20 protein-coding genes, 1 tRNA gene and 2 pseudogenes are annotated in these 19577 nt (G+C 56.5%); 11 read left to right on the plus strand and 12 right to left on the minus strand.

Going from position 1 to position 19577, the window contains the following annotated elements; all coding sequences use genetic code 11:
* Nucleotides 1-203: 203 nt before the first annotated feature.
* The 4 genes from RHM65_RS17680 to RHM65_RS17695 all read right to left on the minus strand — a co-directional run bounded on the left by RHM65_RS17680 (nucleotide 204) and on the right by RHM65_RS17695 (nucleotide 2542).
* On the minus strand, nucleotides 204-1367 hold the full coding sequence (locus RHM65_RS17680) for an EAL domain-containing protein (protein ID WP_322164640.1): 1164 nt from the start codon (nucleotides 1365-1367) through the stop codon (nucleotides 204-206).
* 127 nt (nucleotides 1368-1494) lie between these two features.
* On the minus strand, nucleotides 1495-1833 hold the full coding sequence (locus RHM65_RS17685; protein ID WP_322164638.1) for a hypothetical protein: 339 nt from the start codon (nucleotides 1831-1833) through the stop codon (nucleotides 1495-1497).
* Entirely contained in the window at nucleotides 1830-2222 is a 393-nt protein-coding gene (locus tag RHM65_RS17690) for a phage holin family protein (RefSeq protein WP_322164636.1), read from the minus strand. The genes RHM65_RS17685 and RHM65_RS17690 overlap by 4 nt, the downstream gene beginning before the upstream one ends.
* 5 nt (nucleotides 2223-2227) lie before the next feature.
* A complete protein-coding gene (locus tag RHM65_RS17695; RefSeq protein ID WP_322164635.1) occupies nucleotides 2228-2542 on the minus strand; it encodes a YqjD family protein in 315 nt (104 codons plus the stop codon).
* 355 nt (nucleotides 2543-2897) lie between these two features.
* On the opposite strand from RHM65_RS17695, the gene RHM65_RS17700 reads away from it, so the two are divergent.
* The 6 genes and pseudogenes from RHM65_RS17700 to RHM65_RS17725 all read left to right on the plus strand — a co-directional run bounded on the left by RHM65_RS17700 (nucleotide 2898) and on the right by RHM65_RS17725 (nucleotide 8915).
* Nucleotides 2898-4106, plus strand: coding sequence for an ammonium transporter (locus RHM65_RS17700; RefSeq protein WP_322164633.1), 1209 nt, complete (start codon nucleotides 2898-2900; stop codon nucleotides 4104-4106).
* A gap of 106 nt (nucleotides 4107-4212) precedes the next feature.
* Nucleotides 4213-4449 carry a glutaredoxin family protein gene (locus RHM65_RS17705; RefSeq protein WP_322164632.1) on the plus strand — a complete coding sequence of 79 codons (237 nt, stop codon included), beginning with the start codon at nucleotides 4213-4215 and terminating at the stop codon, nucleotides 4447-4449.
* 226 nt (nucleotides 4450-4675) lie between these two features.
* On the plus strand, nucleotides 4676-5002 hold the full coding sequence (locus tag RHM65_RS17710; protein ID WP_322164630.1) for a transcriptional regulator: 327 nt from the start codon (nucleotides 4676-4678) through the stop codon (nucleotides 5000-5002).
* 120 nt (nucleotides 5003-5122) lie between these two features.
* Entirely contained in the window at nucleotides 5123-6013 is an 891-nt protein-coding gene (locus RHM65_RS17715; protein WP_322164629.1) for a pseudouridine synthase, read from the plus strand.
* 99 nt (nucleotides 6014-6112) lie between these two features.
* A complete protein-coding gene (locus RHM65_RS17720) occupies nucleotides 6113-6709 on the plus strand; it encodes a biliverdin-producing heme oxygenase (protein ID WP_322164627.1) in 597 nt (198 codons plus the stop codon).
* Nucleotides 6709-8915 (plus strand): annotated as a pseudogene (locus RHM65_RS17725) (ATP-binding protein). The gene RHM65_RS17720 and the pseudogene RHM65_RS17725 overlap by 1 nt, the downstream one beginning before the upstream one ends.
* A gap of 72 nt (nucleotides 8916-8987) precedes the next feature.
* Here RHM65_RS17725 and RHM65_RS17730 read toward each other — a convergent pair.
* Together RHM65_RS17730 and RHM65_RS17735 are read right to left on the minus strand one after the other, a co-directional pair.
* A tRNA-Pro gene (locus RHM65_RS17730) sits at nucleotides 8988-9064 on the minus strand.
* A 103-nt stretch (nucleotides 9065-9167) separates the two neighbouring features.
* Nucleotides 9168-9392 carry a YgdI/YgdR family lipoprotein gene (locus tag RHM65_RS17735; RefSeq protein ID WP_322164623.1) on the minus strand — a complete coding sequence of 75 codons (225 nt, stop codon included), beginning with the start codon at nucleotides 9390-9392 and terminating at the stop codon, nucleotides 9168-9170.
* 180 nt (nucleotides 9393-9572) lie between these two features.
* On the opposite strand from RHM65_RS17735, the gene moaB reads away from it, so the two are divergent.
* Together moaB and glp are read left to right on the plus strand one after the other, a co-directional pair.
* Nucleotides 9573-10112, plus strand: a complete 540-nt coding sequence (gene moaB, locus RHM65_RS17740) for a molybdenum cofactor biosynthesis protein B (protein WP_322164621.1) — start codon at nucleotides 9573-9575, stop codon at nucleotides 10110-10112.
* Between the two features lie 6 nt (nucleotides 10113-10118).
* Nucleotides 10119-11333, plus strand: a complete 1215-nt coding sequence (gene glp / locus RHM65_RS17745; RefSeq protein WP_322164620.1) for a gephyrin-like molybdotransferase Glp — start codon at nucleotides 10119-10121, stop codon at nucleotides 11331-11333.
* Nucleotides 11334-11572: 239 nt separating this feature from the next.
* Here the strand turns inward: glp and RHM65_RS17750 are convergent, their stop codons facing one another.
* Nucleotides 11573-13381, minus strand: coding sequence for a monovalent cation:proton antiporter-2 (CPA2) family protein (locus tag RHM65_RS17750; protein ID WP_322164618.1), 1809 nt, complete (start codon nucleotides 13379-13381; stop codon nucleotides 11573-11575).
* Between the two features lie 334 nt (nucleotides 13382-13715).
* Between RHM65_RS17750 and RHM65_RS17755 the strand changes: the two are divergent.
* The 3 genes and pseudogenes from RHM65_RS17755 to RHM65_RS17765 all read left to right on the plus strand — a co-directional run.
* A pseudogene (locus tag RHM65_RS17755) lies at nucleotides 13716-13871 on the plus strand (DUF3313 domain-containing protein); the annotation flags it as partial.
* A 93-nt stretch (nucleotides 13872-13964) separates the two neighbouring features.
* On the plus strand, nucleotides 13965-14153 hold the full coding sequence (locus RHM65_RS17760; RefSeq protein ID WP_297836426.1) for a hypothetical protein: 189 nt from the start codon (nucleotides 13965-13967) through the stop codon (nucleotides 14151-14153).
* 28 nt (nucleotides 14154-14181) lie between these two features.
* Nucleotides 14182-14625, plus strand: coding sequence for a GNAT family N-acetyltransferase (locus tag RHM65_RS17765; protein ID WP_322164616.1), 444 nt, complete (start codon nucleotides 14182-14184; stop codon nucleotides 14623-14625).
* On the opposite strand, the gene RHM65_RS17770 is transcribed toward RHM65_RS17765, so the two are convergent.
* The 5 genes from RHM65_RS17770 to RHM65_RS17790 form a co-directional block, all read right to left on the minus strand.
* On the minus strand, nucleotides 14618-14788 hold the full coding sequence (locus tag RHM65_RS17770; protein WP_322164614.1) for a hypothetical protein: 171 nt from the start codon (nucleotides 14786-14788) through the stop codon (nucleotides 14618-14620). The genes RHM65_RS17765 and RHM65_RS17770 overlap by 8 nt on opposite strands.
* A gap of 208 nt (nucleotides 14789-14996) precedes the next feature.
* The gene (locus tag RHM65_RS17775; RefSeq protein ID WP_322164613.1) at nucleotides 14997-15503 is read right to left on the minus strand and encodes a DUF1993 domain-containing protein; all 507 of its coding nucleotides are present in this window, start codon (nucleotides 15501-15503) and stop codon (nucleotides 14997-14999) included.
* Nucleotides 15504-15627: 124 nt separating this feature from the next.
* Complete coding sequence (locus RHM65_RS17780) at nucleotides 15628-16572, minus strand: carbohydrate kinase (protein ID WP_322164612.1); 945 nt, start codon at nucleotides 16570-16572, stop codon at nucleotides 15628-15630.
* A 25-nt stretch (nucleotides 16573-16597) separates the two neighbouring features.
* A complete protein-coding gene (gene xylB / locus RHM65_RS17785; protein WP_322183843.1) occupies nucleotides 16598-18079 on the minus strand; it encodes a xylulokinase in 1482 nt (493 codons plus the stop codon).
* Nucleotides 18080-18088: 9 nt separating this feature from the next.
* Nucleotides 18089-19570 (minus strand): mannitol dehydrogenase family protein, encoded by a 1482-nt coding sequence (locus RHM65_RS17790; protein WP_322164610.1) that lies wholly within the window; start codon nucleotides 19568-19570, stop codon nucleotides 18089-18091.
* Between the last annotated feature and the right edge of the window lie 7 nt (nucleotides 19571-19577).

Consider the following 19577-nt stretch of genomic DNA (forward strand, 5'->3'; position numbering starts at 1 on the left):
GTTTTTTGGCACGGTGATCTACACCTCTGGAGCCAACGGGTTGGCGAAGGTCCTTCGGACTTATCGCAGCCTTTGGCTCCTACAAAAATCTGTGCAACGCCAACATATGTGGGACTGAATTCATTCGGGAAGGCTTCAGTCCCGGCGTGCGTTTGTCTGTTGATCTGCGCTAGGGCCTATCTGCATGCTATGCACATCCCGAATCACAACCCCGCTGCATCAATATCGATAAGCAACAAACGTTGACCATTGTCGAAAAACTGTCCGGCAGTCAGGCAGTATTGGTTGCTGGTCGCGTCGCGATAGGTGTTGGAGAGGGTCAGGCGCCGGTCGTCCCATCCTTCAGCCAACAGCTGGTAAAAATACGGTCGCCAGGACCAGTTGTGACCCAGGTAGCTGGGGTCTGCGTGCCAGGCGCCGTTGCGCCATTCCAGGTTTGGCGTCAATTGGGTTCCGTGACGATCACATTGGTAGAAGCGCAGAAACCAAGGGTAGTCATGCAACTGCGGTAGATCACTGACAGGGGCATGACCCTCCGCCCAACGTTGGAGGAGATTCATCAATGTGCCCAACTGCTGACGTAAGGTCATGAGGCGAGCGCGCTCTTCCAGCTTTTTCAGCACATAGCGGTCACGCAGTTCGCCGAATCGCCGGACAAATGCGTCGGCGGGGGGGAAGTCCAATTCACCTTTGGCGAATAAAAAACCCTGCACGTAACGTGATCCGCATTCCAGGGCGAAATCCAGTTCAGCTTCGGTTTCAACGCCTTCGGCAATGATCCAGCATCCGGTCTTTTCGGCCATCTGCGCGAGCGCTTTAACCACATCACTGCTGGGACCACCCCTCGCAGCGGCCTGGAATAAACGCATGTCCAGTTTCAAGATGTCGGGTTGTAACGCCAGCACCCGATCCAACTGTGAATAGCCCGCGCCAAAATCATCGATAGCAATGCGTGCCCCCGCTTCGCGGTAGCGTGCGACGACGCTGGCCAAGCGCTGGCTATCGCCGACCAGCTCAGTTATTTCGAAAACGATGCGCTGTGGCGCCACACCATGACGCTTCAGCTGTTTTAGGCTGGGGAGCGGCTGGCCGGGACGAAGCCGACTGATCCAGCGCGGCGAAATGTTAAGGCTCAAAAACCAGTCAGCAGGGACTTCATGCAGGCGGCTCAAGGCATTGTCGCGGATGGCTCGGTCAAGACGGCGAAGAATCGCCGGAGAGCTTTTCGGGTCAGCGAATAACGGGCCAACGGATAACAGTTGACCATCAAGTTGACGCAGGCGACCCAGGGCTTCGACACCGGCAATGCGGCCTGTAGCGGTATCGATGAACGGCTGAAAGCAGGCTAGCGGTTGCCCATCGATCACGGAACCTCCTTTGTGGGTTCAGAAAAGGGTCTGCCGAGTAGGCAGCACCCATCACCCATCACCCCATGGCAAGCCATGAGGTGATCAAGTCGGTAACGCTCTGCAAGAATGCAGCCAGATAGAATAATCAGCGTTTGGGCGGTGAACCCTGTAATACCAGTTTTATCAATGGCATAAGGGTGGTGCCCAGTCTTACCAAGCGGGAGACGCTGTTGAGACCACCGGCTTTGGTCCCCTTGCCGCCGAGAAAGCCAAGCAGGGTAACAATGCCCATGCCCCAGAGCGGAGCATGTTTAATTCCCAGTACGCCTTGCCAGTCCTGACTCATGCCGCGCACTCGACGCAGCGGTTGCAGTAGTTGGCTCGTTTCGTGGCGAATTTCCTGGCGGTGCATTTCCATTCGCAGGCGGATAAGCGCCTTGCGCAGCTCACGTCGGGAGTTTGGTTGCGGTTCAATCAGGCTCATGGCATCAGTCGCTCACGGTCATTGGCCAGTTCTTCGAGCGTTGCGCTAAAGGGTGAAGACTCATCAAAGATCGCCGCTTTTAGTCGCATGCCACAGAACGCTGCGGCCAAGGTATAGAACAGACACAGGCCGATGATGCCAGCGAGCCGGTAAGTGTCCCATACCAAGATCAACACCAGGGCCGATAGGCCTATGAACAGCAACAATGCGAACACCAGCGCCAAGCCCGCAAAGAGAAACAGGCTGACCGTGCGTGATTTTTGCTCTTGCAGTTCAATGCCGAACAATTCGACATGGCTGTGCAGCAAGCCCAGAAATGCAGCACTCAAGCGCCGAGGCGTAGAGGTAGAGTCCGAAGGGGGTGGACCTGATTCTGTACCCAAAGCCATAACCGTCAGCGCCTGGTAGCCAGAAGACCCAGCAAGAACCCGACGCCGGCTGCGATGCCAACGGATTGCCACGGATTGCTCTGCACATAGTCTTCGGTGGCCACTACGGCCGCTTTGCCGCGCACGCGGAGCGATTCTTCGGTGAGCTTCAGTGTTTCCCGCGCCTTGAGCAGACTTTCGTGAATCTGCCCCCGCAACTCATCAGCCTGATCACCCGCTAACGTTGCGGTGTGTGCCAGCAGCTTTTCCGTGTCACTGACCAATGTCTGAAAGTCAGCCATTAGTACTTCCTGAGCGTTTTGCGCTGTAGTGCGGGCCATGGTTATCTCCGTTTAGTGGCTTCTGGTGCTTCGAGTCTAACCGTTTACTGAAGGTTCATTTCAATCGCAAGCCGCTAATCGCTGGCGGCTGGTACAGGACTTGCTTCTCGTTGGTGCGCCACGGAGGGCGGATGCGCTTAATAAGGGCGAAGGCTAGGGCAATATGCTTCAGACCTGACGCTCGCACTCAAAAACTTTCGTAAAAGTCCATTGTTCAGAATGACTGCCTGATTTATTTGCGCCAAATAGGTACACGCCAAGATACCGCTGAAATAGGGTGGCGCTGTTTCGGTGCGGGTTATCGTCGGTTGACCTGTTTTGGTGCTTTTCAGCAAATTTGCAGGCCTGCCCATCCATGGAAAATCTACACAGTGCTGCGGACAATTTAGTCCAGAGCTCCAACACCGTTTTTATCTTGCTCGGCGCAGTCATGGTGTTAGCCATGCACGCTGGCTTCGCGTTTCTTGAGGTCGGTACCGTTCGCCATAAAAACCAGGTGAACGCGCTGTCGAAGATTCTCAGTGATTTTGCGATGTCGACGCTCGCGTACTTCTTTATAGGCTATTGGATTTCCTATGGGGTGAGTTTTCTACAGCCTGCCGCAGTAATCAGCGCTGATCACGGTTACAGCTTGGTGAAATTCTTTTTTCTGCTGACGTTCGCGGCGGCTATTCCAGCGATTATTTCCGGTGGGGTTGCTGAACGTGCGCGATTCGCCCCGCAGATGTGTGCAACCGTTTTGATCGTGGCGTTTGTTTACCCCTTTTTCGAAGGCGTTGTCTGGAACGGTAACTTTGGCCTGCAAGCCTGGTTGTTGGCCCGTTTCGGCGCCAGCTTTCACGACTTTGCCGGTTCGGTTGTCGTGCATGCTATGGGCGGTTGGCTGGCTTTGGCCGCAGTGCTGTTGTTGGGTCCCCGTAACGGGCGTTATCGAGAGGGAAAGTTGGTGGCGTATCCACCTTCAAGTATTCCTTTTTTGGCGCTGGGCTCGTGGATTTTGATCGTCGGTTGGTTCGGCTTTAATGTCATGAGCGCTCAAACCCTGCAGGCCGTAAGCGGGCTGGTGGCCGTCAACTCACTGATGGCGATGGTAGGTGGCACTGTTGCGGCACTGATTGTTGGTCGTAACGATCCGGGGTTTCTGCACAATGGTCCGTTGGCGGGGTTGGTGGCGATCTGTGCCGGATCAGACTTGATGCACCCCGTTGGCGCTTTAATAACCGGCGTAATTGCCGGCGCCTTGTTTGTCTGGTGTTTCACCGCCGCCCAAGTGCGCTGGAAAATTGATGACGTGCTGGGTGTGTGGCCGTTACATGGTTTGTGCGGCGTTTGGGGGGGTATCGCCTGCGGCATCTTTGGACAAACAGCGCTGGGTGGATTGGGCGGTGTCAGTCTGGTTAGCCAATTGATCGGCAGCGCGGCGGGGGTAGGCGTGGCGCTGCTCGGTGGCTTCGTCGTTTATGGTGCAATCAAGTGGGTGACCGGCCTGCGCTTGACCCAGGAGGAGGAGTACTACGGTGCCGACTTGTCGATACACAAGATCGGATCGGTCAGTCAGGATTGAAAGCCTGGCAGCGTTTAGCGTGGGATTTGCCCTCGACGCCCTCAATGACACGGGCCTAAAATAGGGCCTGTCTCACGCTCAAATGTCTCTGTTTAAAGGTGTAACCATGCCTCCTGAATGCCAGCTATTGGGCACCCTCGGGTGTCACTTGTGTGAAGTCGCCGAAGCGGAACTGTTGCCTTTGGTCGAGCACGGTTTAATGGTCGAGCTGATCGATATCGGCGAGAGTGAAGCGATGTTCGAGGACTACGGGCTGCGTATTCCGGTGCTGCGCCGCATCGATACCGGTGCCGAGCTGGACTGGCCTTTCGATGCCGAACAGGTGGTGACGTTTCTTCGTTAGACGCCCGCTCGGCATTAACCCGTGGTCAGTCATCTCTGATTCGTTTACTGTATGCATGTACAGGAATGCGGAATTATTCGTATGCTTCTGGTCTTCCCGCCGCCTGCGATTTCCGCGCTGGCGCATGGGCGTCCTGTCTTGCAACCGTGCTGATAGAGCTCAGCGCTTGACAGCGCAGTCCAATCGCGATTGAACGAATGCAAAGAACACACAGAGAGCTACAGCCATGGTCAATGTCGAACAATTGAAAAACAGCGTGAATCACATGTCGGCCGAGGTGGTCAGCGAAGCCGTGCTGGAGTTACGCATGGATGGCTTGGTCACCGAGGGCAAAACCCCGTTTACCAAAGTGCATTTCAATACCTGTTTCGCCGAAATCGAAGCGCTGTTTCAACGTGCAGGTTATCACCGTCAGTTGGATGTGGTCGGTTATCAGGGCCTGCTTTACGCGTTATACGACCCTGCACGCTGGGAAGCAGTGGACGTATTGCGTTGGTTAAAAGAGTTTACTGAAGCCGCTGCGGCGCAAAGCCAGGTGCTGGCTCGGTGCTAGGTTAGGTGCCAGGTTCCGGGCTAAGGCCGCACCAGCGCACACGGCTATTAGATTCCAGTCAACCGTTGCGCGATAATGCGCAACCGGCCAATCAAGGCCCGCCCGCTGCTGAGCCCATTCATGTCCGAGTCGAACTTCTCCCCCGCACACACCCAGGCCAGCACCCTTTATTTGCCCGCCGGGCCGTGGGGCACGGTTCTGGAGTGTTTGTGCGCGCACTTTGCGGCGATCAGTCGAGAGCAATGGCTGGATCGAATCGCCAGAGGCCGGGTGCTGGACGCTAGCGGTTTGGCCATTACCTCTGCGTTACCCTATAAAGAAGGCTTGCGTGTTCACTATTTTCGCGAAGTGCCGAACGAAACACCGATCCCGGTACTGGAAACGATCTTGTATGCTGATGAGCACTTGGTGGTGGCCGACAAACCGCATTTTCTGCCGGTAACGCCCGCCGGCGAATATGTAGAGCAGACGTTATTGCGACGTCTGATCCACCGCCTCGACAATCCCAATCTGGTGCCCTTGCATCGAATTGACCGCCACACGGCGGGTCTGGTGTTGTTCTCGGCAAACAAGAGCAGCCGTTCGGCGTATCAGTCCTTGTTTCCAACCCGTCAAATCGACAAACGTTATGAGGCCATTGCGCGGGCGTTGCCTGACGTCGAGTTTCCCCGAGTGCATAAAAGCCGTCTGGTAGCCGGAGAGCCTTTTTTTCGAATGCGCGAAGCAGAGGGCGTCAGCAATACCGAAACCCGTATTGAGGTCAGTGAACGTAATGGCGAGCTTTGGCGTTATGGCCTGTACCCGGTAACGGGCAAGAAGCATCAATTGCGCGTGCACATGGCGGCGTTGGGTGCGCCCATCTGTAACGACCCGTTTTATCCGGAGGTCATCAACACAGTGAAGGATGACTTCAATCAACCCTTGAAACTGTTGGCGCAAAGCTTGCGTTTTATCGATCCGTTGTCTGGGCAAGTCCGGCTGTTCGAGACCGACATCGAGCTGAAGTGGTGAGCAGAAATCAATAGCCCAGTCATGGCATGGCAACTATTTATTAAATAGAGTCGAACGAAGACACATTAATTTACAGCTTGCTGTTACTTTACAAGGCATATGAAAACACAGCAGCTTCCTGTGCAGCCGGTCCACAGCGATCTGCGTGCCGCTACTTCCCACCTGCATCGTCGTCTGGATGCTCGTTTACCTTTTTTTACCACTGACATCGCCGTGTATCGGCGCATTATGCAGGCCTACTACGGGTTTTATTTGCCCTTCGAAGCCTTGCTTGCTGAGCCGGCATCGAACATACCGGGCATGGGGTGGGCGCAGCGGCTTAAAACGCCCACTTTAAAGCAGGATTTACTCGCGCTGGGTTTGACCGATGCGCAGATTGCCGCGTTGCCGTTATGCCAAAACCTGCCCGTGGTTGAAACACACGCCCAAGCGTTGGGCGCGTTGTATGTGGTGGAAGGCGCGACGTTAGGCGGTCAGGCATTGCGTCCCATCATTAAGGCTAAAGTCGGTGTCGAGTTCGCTACGGGCGGCGCGTTCATGGACGTCTATGGCGTTGAAACCCGACACTTATGGCAGGTTTTTTTGGCCTGCCTTTCGTGCGTACACGAAGCTGAAGACATTGCACAAACGGTGGCAGTCGCCCAGCAGACGTTTATCTGCTTTGAAGGATGGCTAGAACTTTCAGGGGTGTTGTAATGACCTACTTGGAACTGGGCGCACCTGCCGTTGCGCTGAAAGAATGCGCAGACGAGCCTATTCGTATCCCCGGTTCGATTCAGCCCCATGGGGTGCTACTGACCCTGGCCGAACCTGATTTGACCGTCCTGCAAATCAGCGCGAACAGTTTTGACGTACTGGGGCTGGCTCCCGCCCAATTACTCAAGCACTCAGTGGCGGTCTTATTGGACGTCGCCCAGCTCGAAAGCCTGCAGCACGCAGTAGAAGATCTCGACAGCGAGGACAACGAGCCGCTTAGGTTAAAGCTGGGCGATAACCTGTTCGACGGTCTGCTGCATCGGCATCAGGGTGTACTGATTCTTGAGTTGGAGTTGAATGCCCCGGTCTTTTTCGATCAACAAAGACTTATTGCCCGTGCATTACGCAGAATGCAAGCGGCTAAAACCCTGGATGCGCTTTACCAGGTCAGTGTCAGTGAGATACAGGCGCTGACCGGTTACGACCGGGTGATGATTTATCGCTTCGAGGAAGACGGGCATGGGCAGGTCATCGGTGAAGCGTTAATGCCTGGGATGTCACCGTACCTAGGGCATTTTTTCCGGCCTCGGATATTCCGCCTCAGGCCAGAGAGTTGTATCGCGCAAACTGGATTCGGGTGATTCCAGATGCGCGCTATCTGCCCGCGGCGATTCAGCCAGCCCTGTGCCCGGACACGCAGCAACCGCTGGACTTGAGTTTCGCCGTCTTGCGCAGCGTGTCGCCCTGGCACTGCGAATACCTGCACAACATGGGCGTACGCTCGTCCATGAGTATCTCCCTGATCAAAAATGAAAGACTCTGGGGCTTGATCACCTGCGGTAATCGTCAACCATTGACGGTATCCCATGAATTGCGCACCGCCTGTAAGTCCATAGGCCAGTTGCTGTCCTCACAGATCAGCATGCTAGAAGACATAGACGCCCGACATCAGCAGGCGCAAAAAAGTGTTCTGGTGGACCATTTGGTCACCGCCATGGTGGCGGCTGAAAACGACGTGCTTGAGGGCCTGATCAACAATCCCCAGCAGCTGATGGCATTGACCGGCGCTACAGGTGCCGCGGTGTTGATAGCGCATCAGTTGTACGTGTTTGGCGACTGCCCCAGCGCGACGGACATCCGCGTCTTGTATCGCTGGGTGCGGCACAAGCAGCAAGGGATTTTTCACTCGGCAAACCTTGGCGCTGAGTTTTCACCGGCCCAGGCTTACCAAGGTGTGGCCAGCGGACTCTTGGGTTTCACCTTGCCCAAACCCGTGGATAACGCCGTCATGTGGTTTCGTGCGGAAGTGAAAGCCACGGTCAAATGGAGCGGAAAGCCCGATAAGCCGGGGTCCGGGCCTCACCGTTTGCACCCGCGATTATCATTTGAAATATGGAAGCAGCAGGTCGAGGGCATGAGCCAGCGTTGGAGCTCCGGTGACCTCTATGCCGTAGAGAACTTGCGACGCTCAGCGCTGGAAAACGACTTGTCACGGCAGGTGCAGCGCGAGCACCAGGCGGTACGGGAGCGCGATGACTTGGTCGCCGTGGTTTCCCACGACCTGCGCACACCGATGACCATCATCACCCTGCAGTGTGGCGTGATGCAAAACATGGTGGTCGTGGATGACAGCAAGTCCAGCCAACGAATGGGCTCGGCCATCAACACCATGCGCCAGGCCACTTCGCGGATGAATGCCTTGCTGGATGATTTGCTCGACACCTCCAAGCTTGAGGCTGGGCGATATTCGGTCTCACTGCGCACCACTGATGTCCAAGTAATGCTAGAGCAGATCTGCACGACGCTTGCGCCACTGACTGCGGTCAAAAATATCGAGTTCAGCTATGGGACTGAGCCAAACCTGACCATCCAGGCTGACCCGGAACGGCTGTTTCAGGTGTTCTCAAATTTATTGGGCAACGCAATTAAATTCACCCCGTCGACGGGCAAAATTGAAGTGTCGGCCGAGGCAGCCAACGACAGAGTGGTATTCAGGGTTCGGGACAATGGTGTTGGTATCAATCCTGAACAGTTGCCCCACGTGTTCGACCGCTACTGGGCTAACCGAGAGGGCAACCCAACCGGAAGCGGTCTGGGTCTTTACATTGCCCATGGGATCGTCGAAGCCCACGGCGGCCGATTGTGGGTAAGCAGCGAGCCGGGGCAGGGCAGTACGTTTAGTTTCAGCATTCCAGCCGTGCGTTAGACAAAGAAAAACCCGCGCTTGGCGGGTTTTTCAACGTTTCGGGCCGTACTTCAAAGGGTCGAAACACTCAGGTGGTCGGGGAGACAGGATTCGAACCTGCGGCCTTCTCGTCCCGAACGAGACGCGCTACCGGGCTGCGCTACACCCCGAAATAACCGGACATCGAACTGATTCAACATACATCAATTGCGCCCGCCACCCGCTCGTGACGCTGGCCGCAAGCGGTACTGCCAAAACTGAAACAGTTAAAACTTACAGCTCTTTAACGGTGCGAACCTGGTCTTTATTTACGCGGGTCTCTTTACCATCCAGCTGTTTGAATTCGTAGAAGCCTGTCTCTTCGTCGAATTTAGGTGTATCAACAGCCTGAATTTCGCGACCATCATTAAGAGTGATCACAGTAGGCGAAGCACAGCCGGCAAGGCTGGCCACACTCAATGCGAGCAGGAAGGCGGCGGTTAGGGTCCGTTGAGTCATAACGTCTCTCCATCAGGGAATGCTTTGGTTTAGAGCTTACGAGCTTGAGACGTATACATCACTGGCAAGTTCCCTGAATAGTGTTATGGGCAGTCAATCGTTGTCACCCCAACCGGCGGGCCTGGAAAATCGACGCTGTGATATAACAGCGGGCTATTTCTTTCTCTCTGGATTGAGCCTATGAAATCGAAGGCTGATACACCATTCGTTCCTTTGAATATTGCCGTATTGACCGTCAGCGATACCCGTACCCGGGAAACCGACACGTCCGGCCAAGTGTTCGTCGATCGCCTGACTGAAGCGGGGCATAGCCTGATAGAACGGGTATTGCTCAAGGACGATCTGTACAAGATTCGTGCTCAGGTGGCGACTTGGATCGCCGATGACGACGTACAGGTGGTATTGATTACCGGCGGCACCGGCTTCACCGGGCGCGACAGTACGCCGGAAGCGGTTAACTGTTTGCTGGACAAAAAAGTCGATGGTTTTGGTGAGCTGTTTCGGCAGATTTCCAGGGACGATATCGGCACCTCAACCGTGCAATCCCGCGCATTGGCAGGGCTGGCCAATGGCACATTGGTGTGTTGCCTGCCGGGCTCAACCAACGCATGCCGCACCGGCTGGGATGGCATTCTGGCGGAACAACTGGATTCGCGTCACCGTCCGTGTAATTTCGTTGCCCACCTTAAGCAGGCCGAGCCCTGCGAAACCCGCGGGTAAGTGGATATGAAAAGCACTGGAGCCCGGCCGATGATGCTGGTCGAAGTGGCCATGGCGCGTTTACTGGAGATGGCTGAAGCAACGCCCATCCTTGAGAGTGAGCGGGTTTCATTGGCAAGCGCGCACGGACGGGTGTTGGCTGAAGAATTGGTCTCAACCCTGGATTTACCCCCATGGCCGAACAGCGCCATGGACGGTTACGCACTCAGGTTGTCGGACTGGACTGGCGAGCCGTTGCCGGTCAGCCAACGGATTTTTGCCGGGCAAGCGCCAGCCCCTTTAACCCCAGGCACCTGCGCCCGGATATTTACCGGTGCGCCAGTTCCGGCCGGTGCCGACTGTGTGGAGATGCAGGAAAACGCCGAAGTATTGGCCGATCAGCGGGTGCATTTCACTGAGCCGATGAGACTTGAGCAAAACATCCGCCCGCAGGGTCAGGAAACAACAGTCGGCGAGCAGGTACTGGCGGCAGGTACACGCATGGGTCCCATCGAGTTGGGGCTTGCCGCCTCGCTAGGCCTGGCGCAGTTGACCGTGGTCCGACGTGCGCGCGTGGCAGTCTTGTCTACGGGCGATGAGTTGATTGAGCCGGGGCTACCCTTGGGGCCGGGGCAAATCTACAACAGTAATCGGGTGTTGTTGTGCAGTTGGCTGCAGCGCTTGGGTTGCGAGGTGATAGACGCCGGGATCTTGCCAGATGATCTGGAAAAAACCCGTGCCGCGTTGGGCAGCCTTAGCCACGTCGACTTGATCCTGTCGACGGGCGGTGTATCCGTGGGCGAGGCCGATTTTCTCGGGCATGCATTGCGAGAAGACGGGGAGTTGTCATTGTGGAAACTGGCGATCAAACCGGGCAAGCCCCTTACCTTTGGCCATTTTCGTGGCGTGCCGGTGATCGGATTGCCGGGTAACCCAGCCTCGACACTGGTGACCTTCGCGCTGCTGGCGCGGCCTTATCTGTTGCGCCGTCAAGGCGTTGAAGACGTGGCCCCGCTGCAATTCCAAGTGCCCGCCGGCTTTACCTGGAGCAAGCCCGGTGACCGCCGAGAATATCTACGCGGACGCATGGAGCAGGGGCGAGCGATGTATTACCGCAACCAAAGCTCGAGTGTATTGCGCAGCGCAGCCTGGGCGGACGGGTTAATCGAAATCCGAGAAGGCACCACCGTTGCTGAGGGCGACTGGGTGAATTTCATCCCCTTGAGTGAGGTTTTTGCCTGAGCCGACAGGCGTTTTACCGTCCCAGCGGATTCAATCTGTGGGAGCCAACTTGTTGGCGAGGCGATCAACGCGGTGTGCCAGGTATAACGCTTCCCGAATAAATTCGGTCCCACAGGGGGTCGCGATTTGTCGGTGGGACCGAATTCATTCGGGAAGGGCGCGACGCGGTGTTTCAGCAAGACCGCTTTATCTGATATATCGCCAACAAGTTGGCTCCTTGGGGTCAAAGATGGCAGGTGTCAGCCCTTTGCCGATTCCTCTTCCTGCCGATCCGCCTCGAACAGTTTCGCCAACTCGGCTCTGGCTTCCCGCGCGGTCTGCATGACTTTGGCCGCGTCGTCGTACACCTGATGCTGAGCATTGAGCACCTGTTCATCGTGGTGTTTGAAGCGACTGATCCGCGCATCGGCTTGGTTCTGGCTTAGGCCTAAGCCGACCAGCGTGCGACGGCTCATTTCCAGGCTGGAATAGAAGGTTTCCCGCACTGGCTGCGCGCCGACGTCCATCAAGCGATGCACATGCTGACGGTTACGTGCTCGAGCGATGATTTTCATCGTTGGGTACAGCTTGCGCACCAGTTCGGCAGTCTTGATGTTGGTATCAGGGTCATCGGTGGCGATGATAAAAAATTCTGCTTGATCAACCTTGGCCGTACGCAAGATCTCCGGGCGTAACGGGTCACCATAAAACACCGGCATATGCCCGAAGCTGCGAGAGAACTCGATGGACTCTACGGAGGTGTCCAGCGCCACGAAGGAGATTTTTTGCGCCCGTAAAATCCGCGCAATGATTTGGCCCATCCGCCCCATACCTGCAATCACCACGCGGGGAGCGTCGCTTTCGATATCGCGGTACTCGTCTGGCACCACCTGCGCGACGACTTTTCGTTTCAGCAGGTGTGAAACCAGCAGCAGCAACAAGGGCGTCAGGGCCATAGACAAGGTAATGGTCAATACCAGAATGTCGTACAGTCGAGGTTCAAACAGCCCTTGATCGCGGCCGATCTTGAACACCACGAAGGCAAACTCCCCTCCGGCCGCCAGCACCACGCCCAGGCGCAGGGCGCTTTGCTGATTGAGTCCGCCCGCTAACCGTCCTATGCAAAACAACAGGGGCAACTTCAACAGCATCAACAACAGCATCAAGCCCAGCACCACACTGGGCACGCTAAACAACAACGCGATATTGGCGCCCATGCCCACGCTGATAAAGAACAGCCCGAGTAACAAGCCTTTGAACGGTTCAATCTGCGATTCCAATTCGTGGCGGTACTCGGAATCTGCCAGCAGTAATCCAGCCAAAAATGCCCCAAGGGCCATGGAGACGCCGACTTGGCTCATCAGCCAGGCAGTACCGATGACCACCAGCAATGCGGTAGCGGTTGAGACTTCTTGCAGGCCAGTTTTGGCGACGATGCGAAACACGGGTGTCAACAGATAACGTCCGCCAATCACAAGAATTACGATACTCCCTGCTACTTGCAGACCGTGGGTCAGCTTGTCGGCGTGACTGGCGTGATCGTTGACGCCCGCGAGGAACGGCACCATGGCAATCAACGGAATAGCAGCGATGTCCTGGAACAGCAAAATGGCAAAGGCCAGGCGACCGTGGGGGCTGTTGAGCTCCTTACGCTCGGCCAGGCTTTGCAGGCCGAAGGCAGTGGACGACAACGCCAAACCCAGTCCCAACACCACCGCGCTATTGAACGGCTGGTCGAAAGCGAACAAGGCAACGCCGCCAATCACCAGCCCGGTCACTAGCACCTGTGCCAGTCCGACGCCAAACACCGACTTGCGCATCACCCATAAACGCCGAGGCGACAATTCAAGCCCAATGATGAACAGCAGCAGTACCACGCCCAACTCGGATATGTCGCTGACGCTTTGTGGGTTGTCAATGAGCCCCAACACCGACGGGCCGATAATCACTCCGGCAAACAAATAGCCCAGCACCGCGCCCAGTTGCAAGCGTTTGGCCAGTGGCACGGTGAGGACTGCGGCAAGCAGAAACACAACAGCGGCCTGCAGCAGGTTGCCTTCGTGGGGCATCGGTGACTCCTTTGAGACGTGGTGTTGGAAACGGGCGGGCATTAGACCACGAAGGTTTATCTCATCGGCTTTGGTTTCACACTGATACGGATCAGTTACCGGGTTTTTGCAGATGATAAGTCGTCCGCGTGCCGAATATTAAATGCACCTCTAAACTGGCGTAATCGACAATGTGTTTTATAACTAGCTCGTAGGCGTGTTAGTTCAACGTGTGGTGCGCCGGCAGTCTGTAAGGATTGCTCAACTGGTTCAGGAGTCAGGGAATGAAACAGCCATTGTTGTTCAGTGTGCTTTGTGCCGGTGCAATTGCGATTGCGGGTTGTTCTGGAGGCCAGGCAGTAATCAGGTAGTCGGGCAGGTGGTGCGCAAGGGCACCGGAAAAACCCTGGAAAACCATAAGCAGGTGCTGACTGCCGTCGACGTCAAAGTGGTTCTCGACGGTTGTGCTTCGGACATGCGCATGTCCTTTGAGAAGCTCAAGGCTCAGTAACTCAAACCGATCGTGCCACGCCAGACTATCAGCGGTACCATAGGCGCGCATTTGCACGGCGCAAATGATTTCTACGCCTATCAGGAAAACGTAATGACTAACAAACAGCGTTTGTCGTATTCGATTGTGATCGCCCTCGTGGTACTGGCGATCATGCTGGGCTTGTCACACCTGCAGAACACCGGCGTGATCACGGAAAAAACCTTTCAGTACATCGCTATCGCCGTGGCGGTCGTTGTGGTCGTCATCAATGGTTTCATGCGCCGCAAGGTGAAATTCTGAGTGTTTGGGCATGCTTAGGGAGAAGCGAATGAGCGTTAGGATCGACGTATCACAAAGTCCTGGTGAAGCAGAATACCTGGCGATTCTCAAGCCGTTGCGGGCCTACAACGTTTCCCAGGCGGGCGATGCCAAGCCTGAGCGATTCGCGTTGCTGATTCGCGACGAGCAGAGCAATGAAATCATCGGCGGCTTGTACGGCCGCAGTCTCTACCGTTGGTTGTTTGTCGAGTTACTGGCCGTGCCTGAGCAGTGCCGAGGGCAAGGCATGGGTTCGCGCCTGATGCACATGGCCGAAGACCACGCCCGCAAGAACGACTGCATAGGCATATGGCTGGATACCTTTAGCTTTCAGGCGCCTGAGTTCTACCGCAAGCACGGGTTCGTCGAGTTCGCCAAAGTCGAAGACTTTCCGCCGGGGCACCAGCGTTTCTTTTTCCAAAAGCGCCTGAATGCCTCTGCGGTCATCAGCTGAGTAGCATCACGTCGAAATACTCGATGTCGAATTGGGTGAGGTAAACGTGTACTGAATGCGGGCCGTTACTGTGCGAGCGTTCGTGCGTCCTGGGCATTGCCAAGGCACTGGCACTGATGGCCAGAATCATCACGGTGAAGAGCGCGGCGATAAAGCTTTTCATGAGTTGACTCCGGCCACATTCAGGAAAGAAGGTCCGGGACGGTCAGTGCGGGGGAACCCGAATATAAACAAGCGATGCAGCGCTGAGAACCCGTTTGCAAAGCGCCGCTGTGGGGCGCTTCGCATGGATCCAGATTACGACCGGACAATCAGCAGCACTATCTGGATCCTGCCCGGTTATTGCCTGATTCTGCTGCTAAGCCGATGGCCTAGATCCCGCCCAAGAAGTCCAGCTTGCCAATTGCCACGCCGTTGTGACGCAAAATGTCGTAGGCGGTGGTCAGGTGAAAGTAGAAGTTCGGGACCGCAAAGTTCAACAGGTAATCCTGCTGGCTGAAGATCATTTCCTGGCTTGGGGTCTTCAGAGTGACGGTCTTGCCCGCGTTGGCTTCGTATTGCTCTGGCGTCACGCTGCGGATAAACGCCTGGGTGTTGGCGATGCGTTCGCGCAACTGCTCGAGGGTGGTCTCGGTATCCGAGTAGCTTGGCGGCGTCACCCCGGCCAAGCGTGCGGTGCAGAGTTTCGATGCATCGCTGGCTGCTTGGATTTGACCCGTCAGGGTGTACATGTCCGGTGCGAGGCGCGCTTGCAACAGTTCGTCGATAGTCGTGCCATTGTCGGTGGCGTGTTCGACTGCTTTATCCAGCCACTTCGACAAGTTGTTCAAACTGCGCAGGAATACCGGGACAGACAGTTGGTAGTAAGACAGGCTCATGCGGATTCCTCAAAATAATCGTTAGGGTGTGGAACGTTGGGCCGTCGTCGATCCTCGCCCACAGTGTTTCAAGTCCGCGGATGCGGCTAAGAGCCATACTCCAACCCCAAAGATGCATCTAGAGTTATATCAGCGTGACCTGATCCCGGTACGGCAAGTCCGGTCCGACTTTGGTGCAGGTCAAGGCCGCTGCAGCGACGGCGAACTGCATCATCTCGGTGATTTGTTCGTGGGTCAGCGCTTCGAGGCCGAGCGGGCTGTCGAGTTGGTGTTCGGTGAGGTAGGTAATCAACGCCGCTTGGAAAGTGTCGCCTGCACCGACGGTATCGGCGGTGACGACTTTGCGGGCCGCAATAGACCAGGCTCCGTGATGGCGGGTGAACACGCTGACGCCTTCGGTGCCACGGGTCAGGAACACCAATTGGCAACGTTGAGTTAACCAACCTTCGGCGACAGTCTGTGGATCCAGATCGGGGTACAGCAGGGAGAGGTCTTCATCGCTGACTTTGATCAGGTGCGCGTGCTCGGCGAAGGCGCTGATCTGCTCACGCCAGCGTTGAATGTCGGGCTCTGGATTGAGACGAACATTCGGGTCCAGGCTAATCAACCGTTGTGCGCTCTCGCGCCTGACCAAGGCCAGCAACGTATCGGCGACTGGGCGTACCACCAATGAAAAAGAGCCCACGTGGATACCCCGTATGTGGTCGCCTAATACCGGCACGTGCTCCAGCTGCAACTGACGGTCCGCGCAACCTTCACCGCGAAAACTATAGTGCGGTGAACCGTCGGCACCCACGGCCACCATTGCCAGCGTGGTCGGGGCGTTGAAATCAATCAGGTAATCGGGGCGTACGCCTTCCTCGTCCAGCACGGTGCGTAAACGGCGGCCCAGATAATCGTTGGAAAGGCCGGCAAACAGCGCCGCCGTGATGCCCAGTCGGCTTAGCCCGACCGCCACGTTGAATGGTGAACCGCCGGCAACGGCTTGGAAACCGACTCGATTGCTATGCCCGCTGCTATCTGGCTGGCTGAAAAAGTCGAACAACGCTTCGCCACAGACTAAAAACATAAACGCTCCAAAAACATCAATGGCCTCAAAGTGCCTTTAAGCACGCGCGATAGCGGTCATAAACCCGCTGATAGGCAGCAACATTTTCCGCTACGGGTTGAGTTTCGCTGCTTGCATCAAGGCTGACGCAACGACGACACAAAGAGTTTAGCCCGGGATTTTGCCCCTGCTCTTCGTACCAGCACCACGCGGCTTGAATTGCCGCGCCTAACGCTGCCGCTTCGCTGTGCTGGGTACAGATGACGGGGGTGTCCATGATGTCAGCGACAATCTGCCGCCAAATGGCGCTTTTAGCGCCGCCGCCGATCAGCCGGATCGCCTGGCTTTTGATGCCGCTGGCCCGCAACAAGTCCAAGCCGTAGCGCAAGCCAAAGGTCGTGCCCTCGACCACGGCTCGGCACAGATTCGCCTGGTTCAGGTTGGTACTGTCGAGACCCAAAATACTACCGGTGGCATTGGGCAGGGCAGGGACGCGTTCGCCGTTGAGAAACGGCAGCATCAACACGCCGTGCGCACCGATGGGCGCCTCGGCAATGGCTCGATTGAATTGCTCGATGTCCAGCGCAAACAATTCGCGGACAGCGCTGGTGGCGTTGGTCAGGTTCATGGTGCAAATCAATGGCAGCCAACCGCCGGAAGACGAACAGAACGTCGCCACCGACGCTTGATCGCTGACCTGCGCTTCGTCTGCGTACGCGTAAACCGTGCCTGACGAACCCAGGCTCATGGTGATTGAGCCCGGTTCGATATTGCCAGTGCCGATGGCGCCCATCATGTTGTCGCCGCCGCCACTGGAAACAATCGCCTCAGGGTTGAGCCCCAACCGTTGAGCAATTTCGGGAAGGATCGTGCCCACGCATTGCTGGGCGTCGAGCAACTGCGGCAAGGCCCGGTGTAACCGACCGCTGGGGTCGATGTGTTCCAGAATGGCCGAGTCCCAATGGCGGGTGCGGACGTTGAAATAGCCGGTGCCAGAGGCATCACCAAACTCGCTGCAGCAGCGGCCGGTGAGCCAATAATTCAGGTAGTCGTGGGGCAGAAGAATTTTGTCGATGCGTTCGAACACATCCGGATGCTGCTCCTTGGTCCACAGCAGCTTGGACACGGTGTAACCCGGCGCGATGGCAACACCCAAGCGCGCCAATGAACCCGCCTCACCGCCGAGGTACTCCAAGAGCCGATCATTTTCCGGTGTGGTTTCGGTGTCGCACCACAGCTTGGCCGGGCGTAACACCTCGCCCTGTTGATCGAGCAACACCAATCCGTGTTGTTGACCTGAGACGCCAATGGCCTGAATCAGCGAACCGCTGATGCCCGCTTGCGCCAGCGCTTGGCGGGTCGCTAGCTCGAACGCTGTCAGCCACTGCGAGACCTCTTGCTCGCGCCGCCCATTGGCAGCGCTGATCAAGGTGTGCGGCGCGGAGCCTTGGCCGAGGACCTTACCGCTCTCGGCATCGAGCACAATCGCTTTGGTGCCTTGGGTACCGCAGTCAATACCGAGAAACATGGGGTCACCTCAGGCGATTTTGGCCAACAGTTTTTCCAGGGTTTTCTTCACGCCCAGCTCGCGCAGGCTGTTGAGATTGTGTTCGAAAGACGCGATGAACTCAGCCGATTGCGCAATGGCCGCGCCGAAAATCTCTTCCACCGCCAGCAGCCGCTGGGTAACCAACACATCATCAGCCACCAACGCTTGGCAGAACTCGGCGCGCGGGTCGGGTATCTTGAACGTTGCGCCGTTCTCGTCTTTGCCCTTGAGGTACAGCGCCCAAGCTGCGACCACCAACGATGCGCGGTCGAGGTTACCCTTGTCGAGAATCAGCCGATTGATGGTCGGAACCGTGAATTTGGGAAACTTCGACGAGCCGTCAGAGCACACGCGCTCCAGTTGGTCGGCGATGGCCTGGTTGGAGAAGCGCTGAATCAAGGTGTCTTTGTAGGTGTCCAGATCAATGCCGGGCACCGAAGCCAATTGCGGTGTCACGTCCAGGTCCATGTAGGCGCGGATGTAGCGCACGTAGAGTGGATCGTTCATGGTTTCATGGACGAAGCGGTAGCCCTGCAAAAAGCCCAAATACGTTAATGCCAAGTGGCTGCCATTGAGCAACTTTATTTTCATGTCTTCGTAAGGCGTTACATCGTCGGTGAACTGCACGCCGACTTTTTCCCACGCGGGACGCCCGTTGACGAACTTGTCTTCCAATACCCATTGCACGAAAGGTTCGCAGACCACTGGCCAAGCGTCGTCGATGCCCTTTTCGTCATGCAGCTGCAAGCGGTGAGCGGTGCTGGTCATGGGGGTGATGCGGTCAACCATGGCGTTGGGGAAGCTGACATTGGAGGCGATCCAGTCGTGCAAATCGGCGTCGCGCAAGGTCGCGAACGCCAGCAGGGCTTTTCGGGCCACAGCGCCGTTATGCGGCAGGTTATCGCAGGACATCAAGGTAAACGCGGGCGTGCCGTTCTGGCGGCGTTTGGCCAATGCGGCGCACAGTAAGCCGAAGACGGTGGTGGGTGTCGACGGGTGCGCCAAGTCGTGCTGAATCTGTGGCAAATGCGCCATGAATTCGCCGTTGCTGTCGTCGATGCAATAACCGCCTTCGGTGATGGTCAGCGACACAATACGAATCTCAGGGCTGGCGAGCTTGTCGATCAGCGCCTGGACACCGTCTGCCGCCAGCAACATGCCGCTGATGGAGCCGATGATGCGGGTTTCAGTGTCGTCGGTGTCACCCAACTCGTACAGCGTGTACAGATAGTCCTGTCCTTGTAAGGCGTCACGCACGCCGAGGTCTTCCGGTCGCAGGCCGATGCCGCAAATGCTCCAGTCATGGCCTGCGCCGGTGTTCATTAGCGCATCGGTGTAAAACGCCTGATGCGCACGGTGAAAACCACCGACCCCGATGTGGGCGATGCCTTGACGGGTTTCGCTGGGCGAGTAGGCCGGGCGGGCAATATGCGGATCCAGTTGTGACAGGTTTTGCTTGTTGAGCTTCATGATCAGA

Origin of the sequence: Pseudomonas sp. CCI4.2, assembly GCF_034350045.1 — a bacterium.
GTDB lineage: Bacteria > Pseudomonadota > Gammaproteobacteria > Pseudomonadales > Pseudomonadaceae > Aquipseudomonas.